The following is a 22161-nucleotide window of genomic DNA, read 5'->3' on the forward strand; positions in this document are numbered from 1 at the left end:
TAGGCCTTGGCTTCTCCACCAAACTTCTTCGCCAGGATCGTCGTGATCGCCGCCGTCAAGGTGGTCTTGCCATGGTCAACGTGACCAATCGTGCCGACGTTTACGTGCGGCTTCGTACGTTCGAATTTTGCCTTAGCCATTGCCGGTACCTCAATACGTTAAATGTTAGAAAACCTTCAGTAATCATAAACACTGGTGCCCATGGGCAGGATCGAACTGCCGACCTCTCCCTTACCAAGGGAGTGCTCTACCACTGAGCTACATGGGCATCCTACCTGCCAATTTCACAGCCACAACACTGCTGCGTGGAGCGGGTGAAGGGAATCGAACCCTCGTCTTAAGCTTGGAAGGCTTCAGCTCTACCATTGAGCTACACCCGCGCAACCACTTACCCGCAAAACAAGCAACAAGACCACTTACAGCAGCATTCTCGGTGGAGGGAGAAGGATTCGAACCTTCGAAGGCAGAGCCGTCAGATTTACAGTCTGATCCCGTTGACCGCTTGGGTATCCCTCCAACTCAGAACAGAAAATTCTGACGCCCCCACAAAGGATTGTCAAACAGTTTTTTTCGAGCCGGGCGATATTGTAGCAGAAATCATGCCGATATACATTATTTCTCTCGCTTTGATGGAATAGACGCTCAAACCTATCAGTTCGACAGCGGATACAATACCGCGAAATCACTGGAGTCCAGCCTTGCATTCTCCCAACTCTGAACCCGAAACTGACACTGATCTGCAAGCGCAAAACCGACCGCATTTGCGACAACTGGCCTTGCAATGCGCTGCGGCATTCGTCGTTCTTTCGCTGGCCTGGCCCTATTTCGGAATCCGCAATGAAGCCCTGCCCTGGCCTGAAACCGCCCTGCTCATCGGCGGCGTTGCCCTGCTGCTCGCCAGCCTAACCCACCAGCCATGGTGGTGGCGATTGATCCACACACTCTTCGCCCCGCTGGCTTGGGGTATAGCCGAATTGGCGATCGATCCTGGCTGGTTTTTGCTGGCTTTCATCCTGGTATCGCTGTTTTATCGCGGCGCAGTCACTGGCCAGATACCGCTCTATCTTTCCAACAATGCTACAGCAAGCGTCCTGGCCGAACTCCTGTCAGAGCGTCCGGGCCTGCGCTTTATCGACCTCGGGGCCGGTATCGGTAGCGTGCTGCGCCCGCTCGCCAGGGCACGGCCTGATGCGCAACTCAGTGGCATCGAAAACGCGCCGGCCACCTGGCTCATCGGCTACCTGCGCACGGCCAGACTGGCTAACTGCAACTGGCGCTGGGGCAACATCTGGCGCGCCAACCTTGCCGAGTACGATGTGGTTTATGCTTTCCTCTCCCCGGCCCCGATGCCCAAATTATGGTCAAAAATTCAACGTGAGATGAGCGCAGGAAGCCTTTTTATCAGCAACAGCTTCCCTATTCCCGAGCTTGATGCCAGCAGCGTCATCACCGTTGATGATGGCCGGCAAACCCGGCTGTACTGCTACCGCCGCTAAACAAACCGACGACAACAATGAGTTTGACCACGATGACGAACAAGATTGGCGTTATGATGAAGCTGTACTCTGACATCACCATTACAGGAGTCACGCCATGCCGAAAATCAACTCTGCAAACGACCCGCTTGAATTCGCCCAGAATCTCTGGGGAAAAATGGGATTTTCGCTGCCCGGAATGGTTACTCCGACCTTTGACGTCGACGAACTGGAAAAACGGCTAGTCGATCTCAAGGCGGTCGAAGGCTGGCTGAAGATGAACCTGTCAATGCTACAAATGACCATTCAAACCCTCGAAATGCAGTGCAGCACTCTCAATGCTGTGCGCGCCATGGGCAGCATCAAGCCTGATCCGACTCCGGCAGCGCCGTCCCCTGTCGCCGGACCAGCCAAGGCTGCCAACGAAACTAATACGCCAGCGCCAGACCCTTACGAGTCGGCCGTGTGGCCGTGGGCGCTGATGCAACAGATACAAACGCAGATGCAGCATTCGATGGAGAAACAGGACGAGGCGTCGGCACCGACGACCAAACCTGGCAAGAAATCGTCCTGATACGGGCGCGTTCATGAACCGTGTTCACAGTGCTCCAGCCAGGTGGCGTCCATTTCGATCAGTCCTCCCTGTTTCAGGGGCTGCTCGAGAAACTGGCCGCGAAACAGCCAGCCTACCGTTCCATGCTGATTCGACCACGGCGTTTCCCACGCCTCGACGACCACACGGATACGCAGCACCGCCACCTCACGAATCTCGGCATCGTTCCCGACACAAGGTGTAGCCGCCGCGACACGCGCCCAGTCTGCGCGCGTATAGTTCGACGCCAGCTTGCCGATTTCCGGGCAACGGCCCGCTAAACGACGCTCGTGTGAAATAGCGGCAATCGAACCTTTCAGCCAGTAGGTCGGCGTCTTGAGGATACGTCCGCTGCCGCCTTCACGAAAAACGACACAATCGCCCAACTGTGGTGAACCCAAGGCCGTTTGCACTGAAGGCAGTTCGTCGGCTGACGCGGCAAAAGCCAGGGCCAGCGCGCACAGAAGTCCATTTTGAGCTTGGCAGCGTGCCAAAGCAACGCAACAGGCGATAATACCTTCATGTTCAAGGCATTTCATAACACCCCCACACCTGAGACGCCACTCCTGCATGAAGAGAACGGAGCGCTGTCACTACACTTCGACTTTCCGACCATTCAGAGCCGCATGCTCAAGGCCGAACCAGAACGCCTGATTCTCGACTATACGCGGACAATGATGGGCTTTCTGCTTTTCCAGCCAAAGCCGAAGCGTATCGCGATGATCGGGCTCGGTGGTGGATCGCTGGCCAAATATTGTCACCTTCGCTTACCCGAAACGGATTTCACGGCGATTGAAATTTCCTCCGAAGTAGTCGCACTGCGCAAGGAATTTGGCATTCCGGAAGACGATGCACGTTTTCGGGTGGTCTGTGCCGATGGCGCTGATGCCGTGCGCAATTCAAAAAACTCATTTGACATCCTTCTGATTGATGGTTTTGATCGCAACGGGCAACCGCGCCAACTATGCAGCGCCATGTTCTATGACAATTGCCATGCCGCCCTGCGCCCGGGCGGCGTTCTCGTCGTAAACCTTTGTGCCGACGATACCGGTTACGGCAGTTATATCGCCAGAATCAGCGATTCGTTTAACGGAAACGCAGTCGTCGTCGAAGCCGATGAAGGCGAGAATAAAATTGTCTTTGCCGGTAAAGGCGGCGACTTCCCGCCAACGCTCAAGGACTTGACTGATCGCCTGGGCGCACTCGAAGCGTTGCACCCCGTTGAACTTGACAAGACCGCGCAGAAAATTCTTCAGCGCCAGCAAGCACGCAGTGGCAAACGCAAAACTCGCCGCTAACCCCCGGCTCTGCCCTCTGAAGTGAAGTGCTTCATCCATGCGCGGCGGGCCTTCCGGATCATGCAAAAACTTTCCCTCGACCCAGTCGAAGCAGATCCGTATTTTCCTGCCAGTTGCGTCGTTCCGGGTTTGACCATGCATAGTCCCGGCTTTGCTCCGGCGTCTGCTCTTGAAACGTCTCGATCAACCTGCGCAAATAGCTCAAGTGGGGCAGCATCGTTCCGAAGAAAAGAACCGAATCGCTGCGCCTGATCAATAGTGTCGGAAAATTTTCGACGTCCAGATCGCCCAGATCGTCTGCCTGTTCTTCAATATCCAACCAGAGAAAGCGGACTCCGGGAAACTCCACCGCCAGCCCAGTGAAACCCGCCATGTAATCACGGCAGGTACCGCACCATTGGGCACACAGGCAGACCACCACAAACTCCTCAGGAGCCTGATGCTCCATGGCCGTACCTACATGTTGCTGCAAAGGCATGATGGCTAGTCACGGCCATAACGGATAATCGGTATAGCCAGCGGGCCCCGGAGTATAAAAACTGGCGGGCTGTGGCTGATTCAGGGGTGCACCGCCCTTGATCCGGGCCGGCAGGTCAGGATTGGCCAGGAAACCGGTGCCGAAGGCAACGGCGTCAACTTTCCTCTGTGCAATGGCGGCGCTCGCCTCGTCACCGGTGTAGCCCATATTGCCAATCAGTACCCCTTGATAATGCGCACGAACCGGGGTCACCACATCACCATTTTGTTGCTGGAAGAAATCGCCACGCATGAGATGGAGATAAGCCAGATCAAAGGCATTCAGCCGTTCTGCAAGCCAGGTGGACAAGCCGATCGGATCACTGTCGATCATGCTGTTGTAGCTGTTGAGCGGCGAAATGCGCAAACCGACCCGATCGCTACCCCACACACTGCTGACCCCATCAATCACTTCGAACATCAGTCGCGCCCGGTTTTCAAGGCTTCCCCCATAAGGACCGACACGCTGGTTGGCACCATCACGCAGAAATTCATCGAGTAGATAACCGTTTGCACCATGCACCTCAACGCCGTCAAAGCCCGCGGCCAGAGCATTTTCGGCAGCTTTTTTGAAGCCTGCGACAATCCCGGGCAATTCATCATCACGCAGTTCGCGCGGAATGACGTAAGGCTTTTTACCCTGCGGTGTGCGCACCTCGTCGCCGTTTATGGCCAGAGGACTGGGCGCCACCGGCTGGGCATCGCCGTTAAGCAGTGGGTGGCAAGCCCGCCCACCATGCCAGAGCTGGAGAAATATACGACCACCCGCCGCATGCACGGCATCGGTCGTCAGTTTCCAGCCAGCGACCTGAGCGTTAGAGTAGATTCCAGGCTCCGTCCAGAACGAGGAGTTGCCCTCAATGACCATGGTGGCTTCGGCAATGATCAGTCCGGCACTGGCACGCTGGGCATAATACTGGGCCATCATGGCATTCGGAAGATGCTCGGCGCCAGCCCGGCAACGGGTCAAGGGGGCCATGAAAATGCGATTGGGTACCGTCAGGGCGCCAAGTACAAGCGGGTCGAATAACGTGGTCATGAAATCTATTTTTTCGGGATTGGGCGATCGTCATAGTACCGCAATTGCGTGGGTCTTGATCCGGCGCGGAGACAAAGAGACAAAGCGATTAAACCCGTACAATGGCCGTTGACCATTTGAGCCCACGCGCCATGAGCAAAGGTTTCTGCTGTATCGGACTCATCAACCCCAAGACACCGGAGAATGTCGGCTCGGTACTGCGCGCCGCAGGCTGTTATGGCGTCAACACAGTGTTCTACACCGGTGTTCGTTATGACCGCGCAAAGGAGTTTGTCACCGACACCAAGAAGGTTTTCCAAAAGATACCGCTGATCGGCATTGAAGACCTACAACAGATCATCCCGCTAGGCTGCACCCCGGTCGCCGTGGAACTGGTCAAAGGCGCCAGACCGCTGCCGGAATACGCGCATCCCGAGCAGGCGTTTTATATCTTTGGCCCGGAGGACGGAACCCTGGACAAAACGATCCGCGCCTGGTGTACGGATGTGGTGTATATCCCCACTGTTGGCTGCATGAATCTTGCCGCAACGGTCAACGTTGTGCTCTACGACCGCTTGGCCAAATCGCACAAAAAACCAGGCCGGTAGCATAAGCCACCGGCCATGGCACAGATTCATTTGGCGGCGAAGCAGTAAAACAAGCCACCCCCGCCGCTACTCTTCAGCGCATCGACACTGCAGCCGCGTGACGGATGCGAATGATTCCACGATTTGGCGGGCGGTTTGCCATCCAGCCCTGTCCTGTCGTGATGGCCTACCTGTGCCGAGCCATCACCGCTTTTCGTCCAGTTACCGCAGGTGGTATCCAGCTCTCCCGGGAAGGCATGGCCATGCGAATCCGAACCGGTCAGCATGTCATGCGTGTTCGGCGTGTCACCCCGACCATTGACCACATCGCCCTTCTCGGTGAGCGCCGTCTGTTTATTGAGATTATTGTCCAAGTGCAACTCATCGACGTTACGCGCAACCAGTACGCCTTTGGCGTTATACCAGGGACCGGCACCGATTCGATCGCGGGCATTGATCGCCGACGTTGCACCCGAGGCGCTGGTACTCAAGTAGGCGCGCCAGGTTCGCCCGCCAGCGCCAACCGCTTGCGCGAGCGCTTGACAGTGTTTGTCGGCGCCGGCCAGCCCACCCAGATCACCTCCCTTGCCTGAGCCGACACTGGTTACGAAAAATCCCATTTTCTTGGGCGGTGCATCCTGCCCGGCAACAACTACCGAGCCAAAACCGGCTGCGGCTGCGACGACTACGCTTAATACGGACAATTTTAACGGGTGTTGCATAGCGCTTCTCCTCAATGTAAATCGTGCGTTGATAGTACCGAACAGCATACGCCCCGCACCACGGTCTCGATGAAGGTGCTTGGCGAGAAAACAATTTTATGCGACAACGATTCGCAGCGCGGCTACTTGCGCTCGATCTGCTCGTAGACCACTTTTGCGACGCGTGCCAGTTCGTCTTTGTCGATGCTGGCCGACAGGGCGTAGCCAAACTTGCCGTCGATCCAGTAAAAGACATTGACCTTGCCCTCCCGGGCGAAGCGGAAAGCGCTTTCCTGGTTGCTGGCGTTTTCGGTGCTTAGGTAGAGCGTCAACCGTTGCCCGCTGCCGTCGTGATACATGAATTGCGCGACAGGACCGGTATTGCCAGGCAGCAGGCGGCCACCGATCAGTTCGTAACCGAGCTCGCCTAGCCTGGGCGGATGTACTGGCGTACCCAGGCGTTTGGAAAGCCAGGCCACGAGCTGGTCTTCATGTTCGGCATCCACCTCGACCGGACGGCGCACATCCGGGCTGAACACCGCATGCGCCACAGCGGCCTGCCGGGGAAGAGGCGTCAGTCTGGCAACGCTTTCCGGCGGGGAATCCTGGCCGTGCGCCAGCCAGCCGGCGACACCGCCGAGCAGCGCGATTACAAACCCAGCCGCGCTACGTTGCAGCGACCAGCGCGCCAGAAATGGCCGGGCGAGCATGGCACGCGCTGGTGGTGAAGCCAGCGCGTGCAAATTCTCCGGTAATGGCTCGTCGAGCACCGCTCTGAACACGGCTTTGACCGCCTGATTCTGGACCAGGTAAGCCCTTACGCGCTCGGCATCGTCCGCTTGCACGGAAAAATAGTTCTCCAACTCGACATACCGTGCTGCGGGCAGGGCGCCATCGACGTAGGCGTGCAGGTCAGTTTCGCTGATCAAGTGATTGCTCATCGCACGACTTTCAGCCGGGGCTGCTGACCATCCATGATCAGACGCAGCCTTTCACGCCCGCGAGAAAGGCGCGACATGACGGTACCCGCCGGTATGCCAAGCATTGCGGAAATTGCCGTATAACTCATTTCTTCCAGGGCAACGAGCAGCACCACTTCACGCTGTTCATCGGGAAGCAAGCATAGCGCGGACTCGAGATCCTTTACCTCGCGCTCGTCGGCCTGGGTGGGGCGCGTCGGCACCTCGAAATCCTCCCCATCAATGGCCTGTGTGGGCAGCACCGGACGGCGCAACTGATCAACCCACAGGTTGTGCATGATGCTGAACAGCCAGGCACGCAGGTCGCTGCCGACCTGCCACTGCATTAACTGACGCCAGGCCCGCTCAAGCGTGTCCTGCACCAGATCGTCGGCCGCAGCGCGATCACCAAGCAACGCCCGCGCATACCGGCGCAGGCGGGGAATTTCGGCCAGAAGCGCGCTGCTATCCACGCAATCTTATGGCTTGGCGACGTGCCAGACGCTATTAATGCCATCACCAGTCTTGTCACCCGGCTTCTGGTCCTTGGCCCAGTAATAGAGCGGTTTACCCTTCAAAGCCCACTGTTTCTTGCCATCATCACGAGTAATGACGGTGTAATCGCCGCTGGCGGCATCACCACTCATGGCTAAAAGTGGGGGCCAGTTACTTGCGCAGGCGTCATTGCACATACTCTTGCCGGCAACATCCTTATCGAAGGTGTAAAGCGTCATGCCATTGCTGCCCGTGAGCATGCCGCCGGACACCGCAACTGGCGCGGCGGCGCGTGCCTCGTAGGCGAAAAAGACGGCCAGGGTGGTGGTCAAGAACAGGGCAAGTGTCAACTTGGACGTATTCATGTGTATCTCCTTTGATGTTTTAGGGGTCCTACACCTGCATGAACGAGGCGAAGGCTGCGCTTATTCCAATAAGCAGAAAATAACTGCCATGGCGTCGCAGCTTACTCGTCAAGCGTGGCCCTCAGTTGTTCCTGGCGCCCTGCACTACCCATTGCTTGAGTACCTCGATCTTGTCCTGGGGCATGGACGCCTTGCCGTGGGGCATTTTAATCGACGGATCGGCACGGCCTTCGACCAGCATGATGAGGACACTGCTCAGGCTGTCTCCGGGCTTGATAATGCTGCCAAACTTGGTGCCTTTCATCAGGCTTTCATGACTGGTCATGAGCAGGCCGCTCTTCGTGTAGCCATCACCACCCTCGACATGGCATTCCAGGCAGTACTGCTTGAGGATGGGCTGGACATCCGCTTTGTAGCTGACCTCCCTTTGGCCGCAGGCGGCAAGAACAAATGTGACGGCAAAAAGGGCGCCGCCCCGCAAAATTCCGGTTTTCATCATACTGTCCCCTTCCAACGCGTCTGTTTTTCCAGCTATTATCCCCGCACACGACACGGCTGAAACGACACGGGGTCTTCGCCGCGTACTATAAACCTACTACGCGGGAAAGCACCAGTCTCCTCCGCGATGACAAGTAGTCATTTGCTTGCCTTGCCTGAGAATTGTGCCCCTCGCTGACGCCCAACAAGTGCAGTGTCATGTATCGGACTCGATCACGACACTGCAGAAAGCAACGCCGAAAAGCAGCCGAAACCTGTTATTTTTCAGCGAATTGGCGTAGAATCCGCAGCCCTACAGCATTCCCGGACTTCTCGGATTCCTTATGCAGTTTCCTGACCGTTTCGACGTCATTGTGGTCGGTGGTGGCCACGCCGGCACCGAGGCCGCGCTCGCCAGTGCACGCATGGGCGCCAGAACACTGCTGCTGACACACAGCCTCGATACGCTGGGCGCGATGAGTTGCAACCCGTCGATCGGCGGCATTGGCAAGGGGCATCTGGTCAAAGAGGTCGACGCACTCGGCGGCGCCATGGCTGCGGCTACCGACGAAGCCGGTATCCAGTTCCGCATCCTCAACGCCAGCAAGGGGCCCGCCGTGCGCGCGACCCGTGCGCAGGCTGATCGCGTGCTTTACCGCCAAGCCATCCGCAGCCGGCTTGAGAATCAGCCGAACCTGACCCTGTTTGCCCAGGCCTGCGACGATTTGATCGTCGAGGGCGATGCTGTGGTCGGAGCGGTGACCCAGCTTGGTGTCCGTTTTGCAGCGCGCAGCGTGGTGCTGACCGCCGGAACTTTTCTCAATGGCCTGATCCACGTTGGACTATCGAATACCTCTGGCGGCCGCATGGGCGATATGCCTTCGCTGTCGCTGGCCTTACGCCTGCGCGAGCTGCAATTGCCGGCCGGGCGTCTGAAGACGGGGACGCCGCCGCGGCTGGACGGCAAGACGATCGATTTCTCGGTGATGGAAGAGCAGCACTCGGACAGTCCGCTGCCGGTATTTTCGCTCATCGGCAAGGCCAGCGCCCATCCGCGGCAGTTGCCCTGCTGGATCACCAGTACCAATGAGCAGACGCACGACATCATCCGCGCCAACCTCGACCGTTCGCCAATGTATACCGGAGTCATCGAAGGTGCCGGGCCGCGCTACTGCCCGTCGATTGAAGACAAGATTCATCGCTTTGCCGCCAAAAACAGCCACCACGTCTTCCTTGAACCGGAGGGGTTGACGACGCACGAGATCTACCCAAACGGGATTTCAACGAGCCTGCCTTTCGACGTGCAGCTAGCCCTTGTGCGTTCGATGCGCGGCCTTGAGAACTGCCACATTCTGCGCCCTGGCTACGCCATCGAATATGATTATTTCGATCCGTGCGGCCTCAAGGCATCGTTTGAAACCAAGGCCATACGTGGACTCTTTTTCGCCGGGCAGATCAACGGCACGACCGGCTATGAAGAAGCCGCTGCGCAGGGCCTGCTGGCCGGTGCCAATGCCGCCTTGCAGGCGCAAGACAAGGCGGCGTGGACGCCGCGGCGCGACGAGGCCTATCTGGGCGTCCTGGTTGACGACCTGATCACGCGTGGAGTTTCCGAGCCCTATCGGATGTTTACCAGCCGTGCCGAATTCCGTCTTTCCCTGCGCGAGGATAACGCCGACATGCGCCTGACCGAGCACGGTCGCTGCCTGGGTCTGGTCGATGAGGCGCGCTGGGCGGCCTTCTGCGACAAGCGCGAGGCAATCGCCCGTGAACAGGAAAGACTGAAGTCGACCTGGGTGCACCCGTCCAGAGTATCGGTCGAAGCCGTGACGCGCGTGCTCGGCCAGCCAATTGAGCGCGAATACACGCTGTACGATCTGTTGCGGCGACCTGGCGTGAACTATTCGGCACTGATCAGCCTACGCTTGGGCGCAGATGAAAGAGCGGGCGAAACTGAGGCCGGCGTGGCCGACCCCCTGGTCGCCGAACAGGTCGAAATTCAGGCCAAATATCAGGGCTATATCGACCGCCAGGCCGATGAGGTAGCGAGGAATCTCGGCAGTGAAGAGACGCGTCTGCCCGAGACCATTGACTATGGCCGGATTGGCGGCCTGTCCATCGAGATTCAGCAGAAGTTGATCCGCCACCAACCGGAGACCATCGGTCAGGCTTCGCGGATTCAGGGAATGACGCCGGCGGCAATTTCAATATTGCTCGTCCATCTCAAACGCGGCGGCCTTGATGCGGCACACAGGACGACGGCATGAGTCAAGCGCTGCTACTTCAACAGGGACTGGGCGACCTAGGCCTTGTCCTGCCGCTGGCCGCGCAGGAAAAACTACTTGCCTACGCGGCCCTGCTCTACAAGTGGAACAAGACCTACAGCCTGACCGCGCTGCGCGAACAGGACAAAGCGGTTAGCCATCACCTACTCGATTCGCTGGCCGTGCTGCCTTTTGTTCCTTTGGGACACCTGCTTGATGTCGGCAGCGGCGGTGGCATGCCAGGGATTCCCCTGGCCATCGCCCATCCGGATTTGCGCGTGACCCTGGTTGACAGCAATTCGAAAAAGGCGGCTTTCCTGCGGCAAGCAGTGATTGAATTGGCCTTGCCCAATATTTCCGTTCACTGCGGACGAGTCGAACAGTATCATCCGCTGCATGGCTTTGTGGCGATTACGTCGCGAGCATTTTCCGAACTGGCTGACTTTGTCGATCTGACACAGCATTTGCTCAGCGCCGACGGGCGCTGGCTGGCCATGAAAGGGATCTGGCCGCACGCTGAAATTGTTCGCCTCCCGGAAACTGTCGTAGTCGATGCTGTGCATCAACTGGCGGTGCCGGGTGTGGACGGGGAGCGGCACCTGGTGGTCTTGAGTCGTAGCGACGCACGGCGTCAAGGGGAGAGTTGAGTTGGTGAAAATACTGGCAGTGACCAACCAGAAGGGCGGCGTTGGCAAAACGACGACAGCGGTCAACCTGTCCGCCTGTCTGGCCGCCCTCGGGCAGCGCGTGCTGATGATCGACCTCGACCCACAGGGCAATGCCACGACCGGTTGCGGCGTCGTCAAGCGCGTGGCGCTACCGACTGTGTACCAGATTCTGATCGGCCGCTCGACGCTCGCCGAAGCGTTGATTCACACCGATTTCGGTTTTGACATTCTTCCCGCCAATCGTGAACTGGCCGGTGCCGAGGTCGACCTGATCGAGATGGACGGCCGTGAGTACCGTCTGCGCGATGCCCTGGCTCCGGCGCTGAATGACTATGATTTCATCCTGATGGACTGCCCGCCGGCATTGAACATGTTGACCGTCAACGGACTGGTCGCGGCGCAAGCGGTGATGATCCCGATGCAGTGCGAATACTACGCGCTGGAAGGGCTGACCGATCTCGTTGCCACACTCAAGAAAGTACGCGCCAACCTCAATTCGAAACTCGAAATCGAGGGGTTGCTACGGACCCTGTTTGATCCACGTTCAACCCTGACACAGCAGGTCTCGGGCGAACTGGTCAATCACTTTGGTAGCAAGGTCTATTGCACCATCATTCCGCGTAACGTGCGTCTGGCTGAAGCGCCATCCTACGGCAAACCGGTGATTGCCTTTGATCGGGTCTCCAAAGGCGCCCAGGCGTACATGGCACTGGCGCAGGAAATGCTGGATCGACGCGATGGAATCGCGCTTTCCGAGACCGAACAAGGAGCAACACAATGAAACTGAAAGGGCTTGGCCGCGGTCTTGATGCGTTATTGGCTGGCAACGAAACGCAGGGCAAGGAACAGCAACGTGCGTTGCCGGTGGGCCAACTGCAACCGGGGAAATACCAGCCGCGCACCCAGATGGACAGCGCTTCGCTTGAAGAATTAGCCGCCTCGATTCGAGTACAAGGCCTGATGCAGCCCATCCTCGTCCGTCCACTGGGCGATCTAGCAGACCGGTTTGAAATTGTCGCCGGAGAACGTCGCTGGCGTGCCGCCCAGATGGCCGGGCTGACCGAGGTGGCGACCCTGATCCGCGAAATTCCGGATGAATCGGCGCTGGCCATGGCGCTAATCGAGAATATCCAACGCGAAAATCTCAATCCGCTCGAAGAGGCACAGGGTTTGCAACGTCTGATTGATGAGTTTTCAATGACCCATCAGCAAGCGGCCGATGCCGTGGGCCGTTCGCGCCCAGCGGCGTCGAATCTCCTGCGACTATTGCAACTGGCTACACCAGTACAGGAATTGTTGATGCATGGGCAAATTGACATGGGTCATGCCCGCGCCCTCTTGCCTTTGTCCGGCGCGCTGCAAATTCAGCTCGCCCAGCGCGTGGTACACAAGGGCCTGTCGGTACGCGATGCTGAGCGGCTGGCTCAGCAGGCTCTAAAGACTCCGAAAGAGCCTGAAGCCAAAAAACCTGATCGTGATGTTCTGCGCTTGCAGGAGGAACTTTCCGATTTTCTCGGAGCGCAGGTGGAAATTCGCACCAACCGGAAGGGTGCCGGAAAAATACAGATTGAATTTGGCGATCTCGATCAGTTGGAAGGAATCCTGCAACGGATGCGCTAATCTGCGCCAATTTCAATTGACATAAACCATCGAAAGTTTTACAGTAGACCGGATACCCTGCAGCGGACTGTTTTTCATCTTTCTCATGTTCAGAGCTATCCTTCTGCAGGCAGGGGCGGTAATAATTACAGCGTCAGTAGCTGGTTTCTTCGCAGGAACGCGGGGGGCGGTGTCGGCAGCACTGGGCGGGGTGGCGTGTGCTCTCCCCAACTTCTTGTTTGCCTTGCGCCTGAAGCTCGCGGCTAATCGCCCCGGAGCATCCTACCTGGCTAATTTTTTTCTCGGCGAATTCGTCAAGATTGCTGCGACAGTTGGTTTGCTGGTTTTTATCGTGAGAGAGTACGCCGATCTGCACTGGCCTTCCATGCTGATCGGACTGGGGCTTGCTTTGCAAGCAGGTTTTTTAGCTTTTTGGAAAAAGTCCTGATCATGGTTACTGGTCACGAAGCTGCGGCAAACGCTCCCAACGCTGGCGAATACGTCGTCCACCATCTAACGCAGTTGAATACCACCGGACATGTGCAGTCATCGATTGTTGACTTTGGCATCATTAACCTCGATACCGTTTTCTTTTCGCTCCTGATGGGCGTGCTGGGCTTGTTCCTGATGATGCGCGTAGTCAGGGAGGTGACTTCAGGCGTTCCCGGACGTGGCCAAGCAGCCCTCGAAGTTCTGATTGAGATGGTGGCCAATCAGGCCAAGTCGATTGTGCACAGCGAGCAGTCGCGTAAATTTGTTGCACCGCTGGCGCTGACCGTGTTTGTCTGGGTGTTCCTGATGAACTCGATGGACTTCCTGCCGGTTGATCTGCTGCCTTGGATGTGGCAGACCCTGACTGGGAATCCACACGCCTACCTGCGCGTAGTGCCGACGGCGGATCTGAACGGAACGCTCGGCATGTCGGTCAGCGTGCTGCTTCTCTGCTTCTGGTACAACATCAAGATCAAGGGCCTGGGCGGCTGGGTGCACGAACTCTTTACAGCCCCGTTTGGTAACCATCCGCTGCTCTATATCCCGAACTTTCTGATGCAGATGATTGAGTTTCTGGCCAAGACCGTCTCGCATGGCATGCGTCTGTTCGGCAACATGTACGCTGGCGAACTGCTGTTCATGCTGATCGCTCTGATGGGTGCGGCCTATGGCGGATCGGCGGGTCTGACCGGACCTCTGTTATGGATCGGTCACGTGATTGCCGGTACCGGGTGGGCGCTTTTCCATATCTTTATTGTCGTGCTGCAAGCCTTTATCTTCATGATGCTGACGCTGGTGTATATCGGCCAGGCGCACGAAGGGCATTAGGCGAAATAATTTGTTGTCGTTTTGGTTTTTAACTTAGTAACTCAATTTGAAGGAGTGGTTATGGAACATGTTCTGGGTAATGTAGCGCTGGCCTGCGGCCTGATCATCGGCCTGGGTGCTATCGGGGCTTGTATCGGCATCAGCCTGATGGGTGGCAAGTATATTGAAGCTTCCGCCCGCCAGCCCGAGTTGATGAACGAACTGCAAACCAAGATGTTCATGCTGGCCGGTCTGATTGACGCGGCCTTCCTGATCGGCGTCGGTATCGCCATGATGTTCGCCTTCGCCAACCCCTTCGTCCTCAAATAATCGGACATCTCCCATCAACCTTTCAGAGGGAAGATAACCGTGAATCTGAACGCAACTCTGGTCGCCCAGATCGTTGTGTTCTTCATTCTGGCGTGGTTCACGATGAAGTTCGTGTGGCCGCCCATCATGAAGGCGCTCGACGAACGCGCGACAAAGATCGCCGATGGCCTCGCTGCTGCTGAACGTGGGAAGCAGAGTCTGGATCTCGCCTCCAAACGCTCGGCTGAAACCCTGCGCGAGGGTAAGGAAAAAGTGGCTGAGGTTCTGGCACAGGCTGAAAAGCGCGCATTGCATATCATCGAGGCAGCCACGGTTCAGGCTAGGCTGGAAGCCGACAAGGTTGTTGCCGGGGCCAAGGCTGAGATCGAGCAGGAAGCTGCCCGCGTCCGAGAGTCACTGCGTGAACGTGTCGCCGAACTGGCCGTCGCTGGCGCCGAGAAGATTCTGCGCCGCGAGGTCGATGCCAAGGTGCATGCCGACATGTTAGCTTCGATCAAACAGGACCTGTAACGCTCATGGCTGAATCCGTCACCATCGCTCGTCCCTATGCGCAGGCAGTATTTCGCCTGGCGCTGGAAAGTAAGGCGCTGGCGGCCTGGTCGGATCGATTGCAGCGGCTTGCTGCCATCGCGCAAGACGCCGAAATGACCAGGGTCGTTGGTAATCCGAAGTTTTCCGCAGGGCAGGTCGCTGATCTGTTTGTTTCACTCTCCGGTGAAGCCGGCAACCAAGAACTGGCCTCTTTTGTTGGCATCCTGGCCGAGAACGAACGGCTCGACGTCCTGGCGCAAATCCAGGAAATCTACGAGCAACTCAAGAGCGCAGAAGAGGGAGTCAAGGACGCGGTGCTTACCAGCGCCTATCCTCTCGACGCTGCACAACTGAAAAATCTGACGAGCCAGCTTGAAGCCCATTTTGGCAGCAAACTCCAGCCTCATGTCGAGGTGGACGCCGCGCTGATTGGTGGAATCAAGGTGGCGGTAGGTGACCAGGTCCTCGACGCTTCCGTCCGCGGCAAGCTTGAGGCAATGGCCACGGCGCTTAAGAATTAGGAGAAATTCATGCAATTGAATCCGTCCGAGATCAGTGAACTGATCAAGAGCAAGATTCAGAATCTGGATGTAGGCGCGCAAACCCGTACACAGGGTACCGTCGTCTCGGTGACTGACGGCATTTGCCGGGTGCACGGCCTAGCTGACGTGATGCAGGGTGAAATGCTCGAATTTCCGGGAGGCGCCTTCGGCATGGCGCTCAACCTCGAGCGTGACTCGGTGGGCGCAGTGATTTTGGGCGAATACGAACAGATCACCGAAGGCGATATCGTCAAGACAACCGGTCGCATCCTTGAAGTTCCGGTCGGGCCAGAGTTGCTTGGGCGTGTGGTCAACTCGCTCGGCCAGCCGATTGACGGCATGGGACCGATCAACGCCAAGCTGACTGACAAGATCGAAAAGGTCGCTCCGGGCGTCATCTGGCGTAAATCGGTTTCACAACCGGTGCAGACCGGTCTGAAGTCAATTGATGCGATGGTTCCAATCGGTCGCGGCCAACGCGAACTGATCATTGGTGACCGTCAAACCGGTAAGACCGCGGTAGCCATTGATACCATCATCAATCAAAAGGGCAAGGACCTGATCTGCATTTACGTGGCGATCGGCCAAAAAGCCTCAACTGTCGCCAACGTCCTGCGCCGTCTGGAAGAACACGGCGCGATGCATTACACCATCATCGTCGCCGCAACCGCTGCCGAATCGGCGGCGTTGCAGTACATCGCCCCATATTCGGGCTGCACGATGGGGGAATACTTCCGTGATCGCGGCCAGGACGCGCTGATCATTTATGACGATCTGACCAAGCAGGCTTGGGCCTATCGTCAGGTCTCATTGCTGCTGCGTCGTCCGCCGGGTCGTGAAGCGTATCCGGGTGACATCTTTTATCTGCACTCCCGCCTGCTGGAGCGCGCCGCGCGTGTTTCTGAAGCCTGGGTCGAGAAGTTCACCAACGGCGAAGTCAAGGGCAAGACCGGTTCGCTGACTGCCCTGCCGATCATCGAAACGCAAGCTGGCGACGTTTCGGCCTTCGTCCCGACCAACGTCATTTCGATTACCGACGGCCAGATATTCCTCGACACCGACCTCTTCAACTCCGGTGTCCGGCCCGCCATCGATGCCGGCATTTCGGTGTCGCGCGTCGGTGGCGCAGCTCAGACCAAGGTCATCAAGAAGCTCGGTGGCGGCGTGCGGCTGGCGCTCGCCCAGTATCGCGAACTGGCAGCCTTTGCGCAGTTTGCATCGGATCTGGACGAAGCGACACGCAAGCAACTCGAGCGCGGCCGTCTGGTCACCGAATTGATGAAACAGCAGCAATATTCGCCGATGGCGATTGCCGCAATGTCGATCACCCTGCACGCGGTCAACAAGGGCTTCTTCGACGATGTCGCGGTAAAAAAAGCGCTTGAAGTCGAGAAGCATATGCATGACTTCGTCAAGGAAAAATACGCCGGCCTCATCAACAAGATTGAGACGAGCAAAGAACTTGATGCTGACGCTGAGCATGAGCTCACCAAGGCGATCGAGGAGTTCAAGGCCACGCTGGCCTGATCGATCAAGGAGATTGCCATGGCGAGCGGCAAGGAAATACGCAACAAGATCAAGAGCGTCGAAAGTACGCGCAAGATCACCAAGGCCATGGAGATGGTGGCCGCATCGAAAATGCGCAAGGCGCAAGATCGGATGCACGCTGCCCGCCCCTACGGCGAGAAAATCAGGCGTGTTGCCGGCAATCTGTCCCATGCACTGACCGATTACAGCCATCCTTTCCTGCTCAAGCGAGAGGAAGCGAAGGCCGTCGGTTTGATCACCGTAACGTCTGACAAGGGGCTGTGCGGGGGGCTGAATACCAATATCCTGCGTCTGGCTCTGAGTCGAATGAAAGAGTGGGACGCCGAGGGCAAGACGCTTCAGGTCACCGCCATCGGCAACAAGGGGCTTGGCTTCATGATGCGCAGCGGCGCCAATCTGGTGTCGCAGGTGGTGGCTCTGGGCGATACGCCGCATCTGGAAAAACTTATTGGGCCGGCCAAGGTTCAACTCGACGCCTACATCCGGGGTGAAATCGACGTCCTGTATATTGCCTATAACCGTTTCGTCAATACCATGAAGCAGGAACCGGTTATTGAGCAGTTGCTGCCGTTGTCCGGCGATCTGGTCGGGAGCAACAGCCGCAATCGCTGGGACTACATCTACGAGCCGGATGCCCAGGCGGTGATCGATGACCTTCTGGTACGCTACGTCGAGGCTTTGCTGTACCAGGCAGTCGCCGAGAATATGGCGTCCGAGCAGAGCGCGCGCATGGTGGCCATGAAGTCAGCTTCTGACAACGCCAAGGACGTCATTGGTGAACTCAAGCTGGTATACAACAAGGCCCGCCAGGCAGCAATCACCAAAGAGCTTTCCGAAATTGTCAGTGGCGCAGCGGCTGTCTGACCACGAGAACCTAGTTTATTGATTGAGGATACGACGATGAGTCAAGGAAACATTGTTCAGTGTATCGGCGCCGTGGTGGACATCCAGTTCCCGCGCGATGCGATGCCCCGAATCTACGACGCACTTCTGCTCGACCAGTCCGAAGAGCATAACGGCTGCGAGGCGGATCTGACCTTTGAGGTCGAGCAGCAGCTCGGTGATGGCGTCGTGCGCACGATCGCCATGGGCTCTTCAGACGGCTTGAGGCGCGGCATGAAGGTCAACAATACCGGCGCCGGAATCTCGGTTCCGGTGGGTGACGCAACGATTGGCCGAATCATGAACGTGCTTGGCCGGCCGATTGACGAAGCCGGGCCAATTGCCACGCAAGAGCGTCGCGCCATTCACCAGTTGGCGCCAAAGTTTGACGAACTGTCACCGTCGGTCGATCTGCTCGAAACCGGGATCAAGGTAATCGACCTCGTTTGTCCCTTTGCCAAAGGCGGCAAGGTCGGCCTGTTTGGCGGCGCAGGGGTTGGCAAGACGGTCAACATGATGGAGCTGATCAACAACATCGCCAAGCAGCACTCCGGTCTCTCGGTGTTTGCCGGGGTCGGCGAGCGTACCCGCGAAGGCAACGACTTCTACCACGAGATGAAGGATTCGAACGTTCTCGACAAGGTGGCGATGGTCTTCGGCCAGATGAACGAGCCACCGGGCAATCGCCTGCGCGTCGCGCTGACCGGTCTGACGATGGCCGAACGCTTCCGTGACGATGGCCGCGACATCCTGTTCTTCGTCGATAATATCTACCGCTACACGCTGGCCGGCACTGAAGTCTCGGCGCTGCTCGGCCGCATGCCGTCGGCGGTGGGCTACCAGCCGACCCTGGCTGAAGAAATGGGACGTCTGCAAGAGCGCATCACCTCGACCAAGGTCGGCTCGATCACCTCGATCCAGGCCGTCTATGTACCCGCCGATGACTTGACCGACCCGTCTCCGGCAACCACCTTCCTGCACCTTGACTCGACCGTCGTGCTTTCGCGTGACATCGCCTCGCTGGGTATCTACCCGGCGGTTGATCCGCTGGATTCGACCTCGCGCCAGCTTGATCCACAAGTCGTTGGCGAAGAGCACTACCAGGTGGCGCGTGCGGTACAGATGACGCTGCAAAAGTACAAGGAATTACGCGACATCATCGCCATCCTGGGCATGGACGAGCTGTCTCCGGAAGACAAGCTGGCCGTGTATCGTGCGCGCAAGATCCAGCGTTTTCTGTCGCAGCCTTTCCACGTGGCTGAAGTTTTTACAGGTTCGCCGGGCAAGTACGTTCCGCTCAAGGAAACGATCAAGGGCTTCAAAATGATCTGCAACGGCGAGTGTGACAGCATTCCCGAGCAGGCCTTCTACATGGTCGGCGGTATCGAGGAAGTGTTCGAGAAGGCCAAAACCCTTTAAGCTCAATCCATAGCGGCGTCGTGTTCCAGGCTGGCACGCGACCCGCATAGGGGAAAAAAAGCATGCCACTCAGAGTCCATGTTGACGTTGTCAGTGCCGAGGAACTTATTTTCTCCGGCGAGACTGACTTCGCGGTGTTTCCCGGCGAAGCCGGTGAGTTGGGCATCTATCCGCGTCACACACCCTTGTTGACCCGGATCAAGCCAGGTACGGTGCGTTTGAAAATCCCGGATCGCGAAGAGTACGAACTCGTCTATGTTTCCGGTGGCGTGCTGGAAGTGCAGCCGACGTTAATTACCCTGCTGGCTGACACGGCGATTCGTGCCCACGATCTGGACGAGGCAAAATCTATTGAAGCCAAGCGGCGCGCAGAAGAGGCACTGAAGAACCGCGACGCCGATGTCAGCTATGCTGCCGCTGAGGCGGAACTGGCGCAAGCGGTCGCCCAGTTGCAGACGATCAAGAGAATACGCAACCGGCATTGATTGATCTGCGCCCGGTCTGATTCACGAATCAGAGCCCCCTTGGCTTACGCGGAGCTTTGGCGCACAAGCTGTCGTAGAGCACATTGGGCAGCAAGCGCAGGATTTTTGCGACGATGCCCATCTGCCAGGGAATCACGGTGTAGCTTGTGCCGCGTTCGATGGCGCGCGCGAAACGTCTGGCGGCTTCGTCAGCAGACAGCAGGAAGGGCATGCGGTAGGGATTGATCTCGGTCATTGGCGTCTCAATGTAACCCGGAGCGATGGTGACGACCTTGATGCCCGCCTCACGCATTTCGACACGCAAGCTTTCAAGGTAGGTAATCGCTGCTGCTTTCGAGGCGCTGTAGGCTTCGACGCCAGGCAGGCCGCGAATGCCGGCAACCGAGGCGATGCCGACCAGGCGTCCAGCCTTGCCGACAGTCGCCGCCTGACGCATGGCTGCGATGAAGGGCGCGAAGGTGGCGGCCATGCCATAGACATTTATTTCGAAGATGCGCCGGATGACCCCGAGGTCTTCGGCGCATTCGGTCAGAGTGCCGGAAGACACCCCGGCATTGGCGATTACGATGTCGGGCGCGCCGTGGGGCACGATGAAGTCCTCCGCCGCAGCCCGTAGTGCAGCGGCGTCGGTAACATCAAGGGGATAACAGCGCACCTGTTGCGCACCTTCACTGTAGAGCTTTTCAGCGATTGCCTTGAGCTGCTCGCCACGGCGAGCAGCCAGACCAAGCACCGCACCCTGTCGCGCATAGTGGCTGGCCAGCGCACTGCCGATGCCGGAAGAGGCGCCGGTAATAAAGACGATTGGTGCTGAGCGCACGCGGCCAGATCCCCTACTTTTTCTGGCTGCGTTCGCTGCGCGTCTTATTGATTAGCTTGTCGGTCAAGGCCAGCAGATCGGCATGGGTTTTTATGTCCTGGCCGGTCACCAGATAGCGCCCGTCAATAACCAGTGCAGGAACACCGCGAATCTTGGCCGCCTGTGCCATCTGGTCGGCGCGCTTGGTCTTGCTGATTACGCCAAAGGAGTTGTAGGCGTCAGAAAACTTCTTGGCATCAACACCCTGCGCAGTAACCCACTCGAGGATGCTTTTATCGTCAATCAACTTCAGACCCTTTTCGTGGATAGCGTTGAAGACGGCCTCGTCGAGCCTTGGCAATTCGCCCGTAACTTCCAGGGCGTAATAAAGTCTGGCCATGCTCTGATAGAAGGGGCTGTTAAAGCCAACCGGAATTCGCCTAAATACAACGTCTGCCGGCAGTTGGGCGGCCCATTTTGTGGCATGCGGATTCAGATCGCTGCAATGTGGGCAAGCGTAGGAGAAAAATTCGATGACCTCAATCTTGGCCGGATTATCAGTCATTTGTACCGGTTCGATAGCGACATAGTCGCGACCAACGACCAACTGGGCCTGTGCCGGCAGTGCCAGCGAGAACAGGGTGAAGGCGACGGCGGTGAGCCATCCGTTCAGGTATTTTTTCAATGCAGTCTCCTCAGTCTTTCTTTACGACGTTAGCTTCGATGCCCTGCTTGGCAAGATCGGAGCGCATGTTATTCACGTCATCGATTTTTTTGAACGGTCCCAGGCGAACGCGGTACCACACTTTTTCCTGCAACATGACCTGTTGAACTGAAGCTTCAACGCCCATCATCGCAAGCTTGGCTTTCTGACCATCAGCGTCACCGGCATTCTGGAAAGAACCGGTCTGCAAATAGATCGGCTCCGTGAGAGCGCTTTCCTTTTCGGTCTTGCCTTTGACCACGTCAGCCTGTTTTGTATCCCCCGGCTTGGGATCCGGGATGACTTCGGCATTTCCGGGCAGAATCTTGTAGAAATCAAAGCGAGGTTTATCGCTATTTTGGGGAATCGGGTCACCTGGCTTGCCTGGCAGAGCCATCGGCACCGCACCAACTTGTGGTGGTGCAACGGCTGGAGCCGGCGAAGGCTGTCCCTTGTTGTTAAAAGGAGCTGGCGTTTTGTGGATATACCAGACAACGCCCGACGCCGCGAGCACGCCAATGACCAGGCCAAGGAAAAGGCCAAGCAGTGTGCCGCCCCCCGATTTCTTTCTTAACCCGGCACGACCACTTTTTCGGGGTTTCATATCAT

29 protein-coding genes and 3 tRNA genes are annotated in these 22161 nt (G+C 57.5%); 17 read left to right on the forward strand and 15 right to left on the reverse strand.

Going from position 1 to position 22161, the window contains the following annotated elements; translation table 11 throughout:
- The 4 genes from Q1J43_RS15100 to Q1J43_RS15115 form a co-directional block, all read right to left on the reverse strand.
- Positions 1–140, reverse strand: a 140-nt coding sequence (locus Q1J43_RS15100) for a GTP-binding protein (RefSeq protein WP_301101068.1), incomplete at its 3' end; no start/stop codon positions are given.
- Positions 141–193: 53 nt separating this feature from the next.
- Positions 194–268, reverse strand: a tRNA-Thr gene (locus Q1J43_RS15105).
- A gap of 38 nt (positions 269–306) precedes the next feature.
- Positions 307–380, reverse strand: a tRNA-Gly gene (locus Q1J43_RS15110).
- 54 nt (positions 381–434) lie between these two features.
- Positions 435–516 (reverse strand) — tRNA-Tyr (locus tag Q1J43_RS15115).
- A 182-nt stretch (positions 517–698) separates the two neighbouring features.
- Here Q1J43_RS15115 and Q1J43_RS15120 point away from each other — a divergent pair.
- Positions 699–1496, forward strand: coding sequence for a class I SAM-dependent methyltransferase (locus Q1J43_RS15120; RefSeq protein WP_301103339.1), 798 nt, complete (start codon positions 699–701; stop codon positions 1494–1496).
- A gap of 97 nt (positions 1497–1593) precedes the next feature.
- Positions 1594–2049 carry a PhaM family polyhydroxyalkanoate granule multifunctional regulatory protein gene (locus Q1J43_RS15125; RefSeq protein ID WP_301103340.1) on the forward strand — a complete coding sequence of 152 codons (456 nt, stop codon included), beginning with the start codon at positions 1594–1596 and terminating at the stop codon, positions 2047–2049.
- 11 nt (positions 2050–2060) lie between these two features.
- Here Q1J43_RS15125 and Q1J43_RS15130 read toward each other — a convergent pair whose 3' ends face one another.
- On the reverse strand, positions 2061–2606 hold the full coding sequence (locus Q1J43_RS15130) for a hypothetical protein (RefSeq protein WP_301103341.1): 546 nt from the start codon (positions 2604–2606) through the stop codon (positions 2061–2063).
- Between Q1J43_RS15130 and Q1J43_RS15135 the strand changes: the two genes are divergently transcribed.
- A complete protein-coding gene (locus tag Q1J43_RS15135) occupies positions 2589–3365 on the forward strand; it encodes a methyltransferase domain-containing protein (protein WP_301103342.1) in 777 nt (258 codons plus the stop codon). The genes Q1J43_RS15130 and Q1J43_RS15135 overlap by 18 nt on opposite strands.
- Positions 3366–3423: 58 nt before the next feature.
- Here Q1J43_RS15135 and Q1J43_RS15140 read toward each other — a convergent pair whose 3' ends face one another.
- Both Q1J43_RS15140 and Q1J43_RS15145 read right to left on the reverse strand, forming a co-directional pair.
- On the reverse strand, positions 3424–3813 hold the full coding sequence (locus Q1J43_RS15140) for a thioredoxin family protein (protein ID WP_301103343.1): 390 nt from the start codon (positions 3811–3813) through the stop codon (positions 3424–3426).
- A 39-nt stretch (positions 3814–3852) separates the two neighbouring features.
- On the reverse strand, positions 3853–4920 hold the full coding sequence (locus Q1J43_RS15145) for an alkene reductase (RefSeq protein WP_301103344.1): 1068 nt from the start codon (positions 4918–4920) through the stop codon (positions 3853–3855).
- Positions 4921–5051: 131 nt separating this feature from the next.
- Between Q1J43_RS15145 and Q1J43_RS15150 the strand changes: the two genes are divergently transcribed.
- Complete coding sequence (locus Q1J43_RS15150) at positions 5052–5507, forward strand: RNA methyltransferase (protein ID WP_301103345.1); 456 nt, start codon at positions 5052–5054, stop codon at positions 5505–5507.
- A 26-nt stretch (positions 5508–5533) separates the two neighbouring features.
- Here Q1J43_RS15150 and Q1J43_RS15155 read toward each other — a convergent pair whose 3' ends face one another.
- From Q1J43_RS15155 to Q1J43_RS15175, 5 genes are all read right to left on the reverse strand, one after another.
- Positions 5534–6208: a hypothetical protein gene (locus Q1J43_RS15155; protein ID WP_301103346.1), complete on the reverse strand. Its 675-nt coding sequence runs from the start codon at positions 6206–6208 to the stop codon at positions 5534–5536.
- A 122-nt stretch (positions 6209–6330) separates the two neighbouring features.
- Complete coding sequence (locus tag Q1J43_RS15160; RefSeq protein WP_301103347.1) at positions 6331–7128, reverse strand: anti-sigma factor; 798 nt, start codon at positions 7126–7128, stop codon at positions 6331–6333.
- The gene (locus Q1J43_RS15165; RefSeq protein ID WP_301103348.1) at positions 7125–7619 is read right to left on the reverse strand and encodes an RNA polymerase sigma factor; all 495 of its coding nucleotides are present in this window, start codon (positions 7617–7619) and stop codon (positions 7125–7127) included. The genes Q1J43_RS15160 and Q1J43_RS15165 overlap by 4 nt, the downstream gene beginning before the upstream one ends.
- 6 nt (positions 7620–7625) lie before the next feature.
- Positions 7626–8006 carry a hypothetical protein gene (locus tag Q1J43_RS15170; protein ID WP_301103349.1) on the reverse strand — a complete coding sequence of 127 codons (381 nt, stop codon included), beginning with the start codon at positions 8004–8006 and terminating at the stop codon, positions 7626–7628.
- A gap of 121 nt (positions 8007–8127) precedes the next feature.
- Positions 8128–8505, reverse strand: a complete 378-nt coding sequence (locus tag Q1J43_RS15175) for a c-type cytochrome domain-containing protein (RefSeq protein ID WP_301103350.1) — start codon at positions 8503–8505, stop codon at positions 8128–8130.
- A 322-nt stretch (positions 8506–8827) separates the two neighbouring features.
- Between Q1J43_RS15175 and mnmG the strand changes: the two genes are divergently transcribed.
- The 13 genes from mnmG to Q1J43_RS15240 all read left to right on the forward strand — a co-directional run bounded on the left by mnmG (position 8828) and on the right by Q1J43_RS15240 (position 20050).
- On the forward strand, positions 8828–10750 hold the full coding sequence (gene mnmG, locus Q1J43_RS15180) for a tRNA uridine-5-carboxymethylaminomethyl(34) synthesis enzyme MnmG (protein ID WP_301103351.1): 1923 nt from the start codon (positions 8828–8830) through the stop codon (positions 10748–10750).
- Complete coding sequence (rsmG, locus tag Q1J43_RS15185; RefSeq protein ID WP_301103352.1) at positions 10747–11394, forward strand: 16S rRNA (guanine(527)-N(7))-methyltransferase RsmG; 648 nt, start codon at positions 10747–10749, stop codon at positions 11392–11394. The genes mnmG and rsmG overlap by 4 nt, the downstream gene beginning before the upstream one ends.
- Before the next feature lies 1 nt (position 11395).
- Positions 11396–12196: an AAA family ATPase gene (locus Q1J43_RS15190; RefSeq protein ID WP_301103353.1), complete on the forward strand. Its 801-nt coding sequence runs from the start codon at positions 11396–11398 to the stop codon at positions 12194–12196.
- Positions 12193–13035 carry a ParB/RepB/Spo0J family partition protein gene (locus tag Q1J43_RS15195; protein WP_301103354.1) on the forward strand — a complete coding sequence of 281 codons (843 nt, stop codon included), beginning with the start codon at positions 12193–12195 and terminating at the stop codon, positions 13033–13035. Before Q1J43_RS15190 ends, Q1J43_RS15195 begins: the two co-directional genes overlap by 4 nt.
- Before the next feature lie 85 nt (positions 13036–13120).
- Entirely contained in the window at positions 13121–13462 is a 342-nt protein-coding gene (locus Q1J43_RS15200) for an ATP synthase subunit I (RefSeq protein WP_301103355.1), read from the forward strand.
- Between the two features lie 2 nt (positions 13463–13464).
- Positions 13465–14334, forward strand: a complete 870-nt coding sequence (gene atpB, locus Q1J43_RS15205) for a F0F1 ATP synthase subunit A (protein ID WP_301103356.1) — start codon at positions 13465–13467, stop codon at positions 14332–14334.
- A 60-nt stretch (positions 14335–14394) separates the two neighbouring features.
- Entirely contained in the window at positions 14395–14643 is a 249-nt protein-coding gene (gene atpE / locus Q1J43_RS15210) for a F0F1 ATP synthase subunit C (RefSeq protein WP_301103357.1), read from the forward strand.
- 39 nt (positions 14644–14682) lie between these two features.
- Positions 14683–15153 (forward strand): F0F1 ATP synthase subunit B, encoded by a 471-nt coding sequence (locus tag Q1J43_RS15215; RefSeq protein WP_301103358.1) that lies wholly within the window; start codon positions 14683–14685, stop codon positions 15151–15153.
- Positions 15154–15158: 5 nt separating this feature from the next.
- Positions 15159–15695: a F0F1 ATP synthase subunit delta gene (locus tag Q1J43_RS15220; protein ID WP_301103359.1), complete on the forward strand. Its 537-nt coding sequence runs from the start codon at positions 15159–15161 to the stop codon at positions 15693–15695.
- A gap of 9 nt (positions 15696–15704) precedes the next feature.
- Positions 15705–17243: a F0F1 ATP synthase subunit alpha gene (atpA, locus tag Q1J43_RS15225; RefSeq protein ID WP_301103360.1), complete on the forward strand. Its 1539-nt coding sequence runs from the start codon at positions 15705–15707 to the stop codon at positions 17241–17243.
- 18 nt (positions 17244–17261) lie between these two features.
- Positions 17262–18128, forward strand: coding sequence for a F0F1 ATP synthase subunit gamma (gene atpG, locus Q1J43_RS15230; RefSeq protein ID WP_301103361.1), 867 nt, complete (start codon positions 17262–17264; stop codon positions 18126–18128).
- Between the two features lie 36 nt (positions 18129–18164).
- Positions 18165–19565, forward strand: coding sequence for a F0F1 ATP synthase subunit beta (gene atpD / locus Q1J43_RS15235; protein WP_301103362.1), 1401 nt, complete (start codon positions 18165–18167; stop codon positions 19563–19565).
- A gap of 62 nt (positions 19566–19627) precedes the next feature.
- The gene (locus Q1J43_RS15240; RefSeq protein ID WP_301103363.1) at positions 19628–20050 is read left to right on the forward strand and encodes a F0F1 ATP synthase subunit epsilon; all 423 of its coding nucleotides are present in this window, start codon (positions 19628–19630) and stop codon (positions 20048–20050) included.
- A 28-nt stretch (positions 20051–20078) separates the two neighbouring features.
- Here Q1J43_RS15240 and Q1J43_RS15245 read toward each other — a convergent pair whose 3' ends face one another.
- From Q1J43_RS15245 to Q1J43_RS15255, 3 genes are read right to left on the reverse strand one after another with little or no spacing between them, the layout of a single operon-like run.
- Positions 20079–20870 carry an SDR family oxidoreductase gene (locus tag Q1J43_RS15245; protein ID WP_301103364.1) on the reverse strand — a complete coding sequence of 264 codons (792 nt, stop codon included), beginning with the start codon at positions 20868–20870 and terminating at the stop codon, positions 20079–20081.
- 13 nt (positions 20871–20883) lie between these two features.
- Positions 20884–21534 (reverse strand): thiol:disulfide interchange protein DsbA/DsbL, encoded by a 651-nt coding sequence (locus Q1J43_RS15250; protein WP_301103365.1) that lies wholly within the window; start codon positions 21532–21534, stop codon positions 20884–20886.
- Between the two features lie 10 nt (positions 21535–21544).
- A complete protein-coding gene (locus Q1J43_RS15255; protein WP_301103366.1) occupies positions 21545–22156 on the reverse strand; it encodes an SPOR domain-containing protein in 612 nt (203 codons plus the stop codon).
- Positions 22157–22161: the final 5 nt, after the last annotated feature.

The organism is Propionivibrio sp., assembly GCF_029255185.1.
GTDB lineage: Bacteria > Pseudomonadota > Gammaproteobacteria > Burkholderiales > Rhodocyclaceae > Propionivibrio.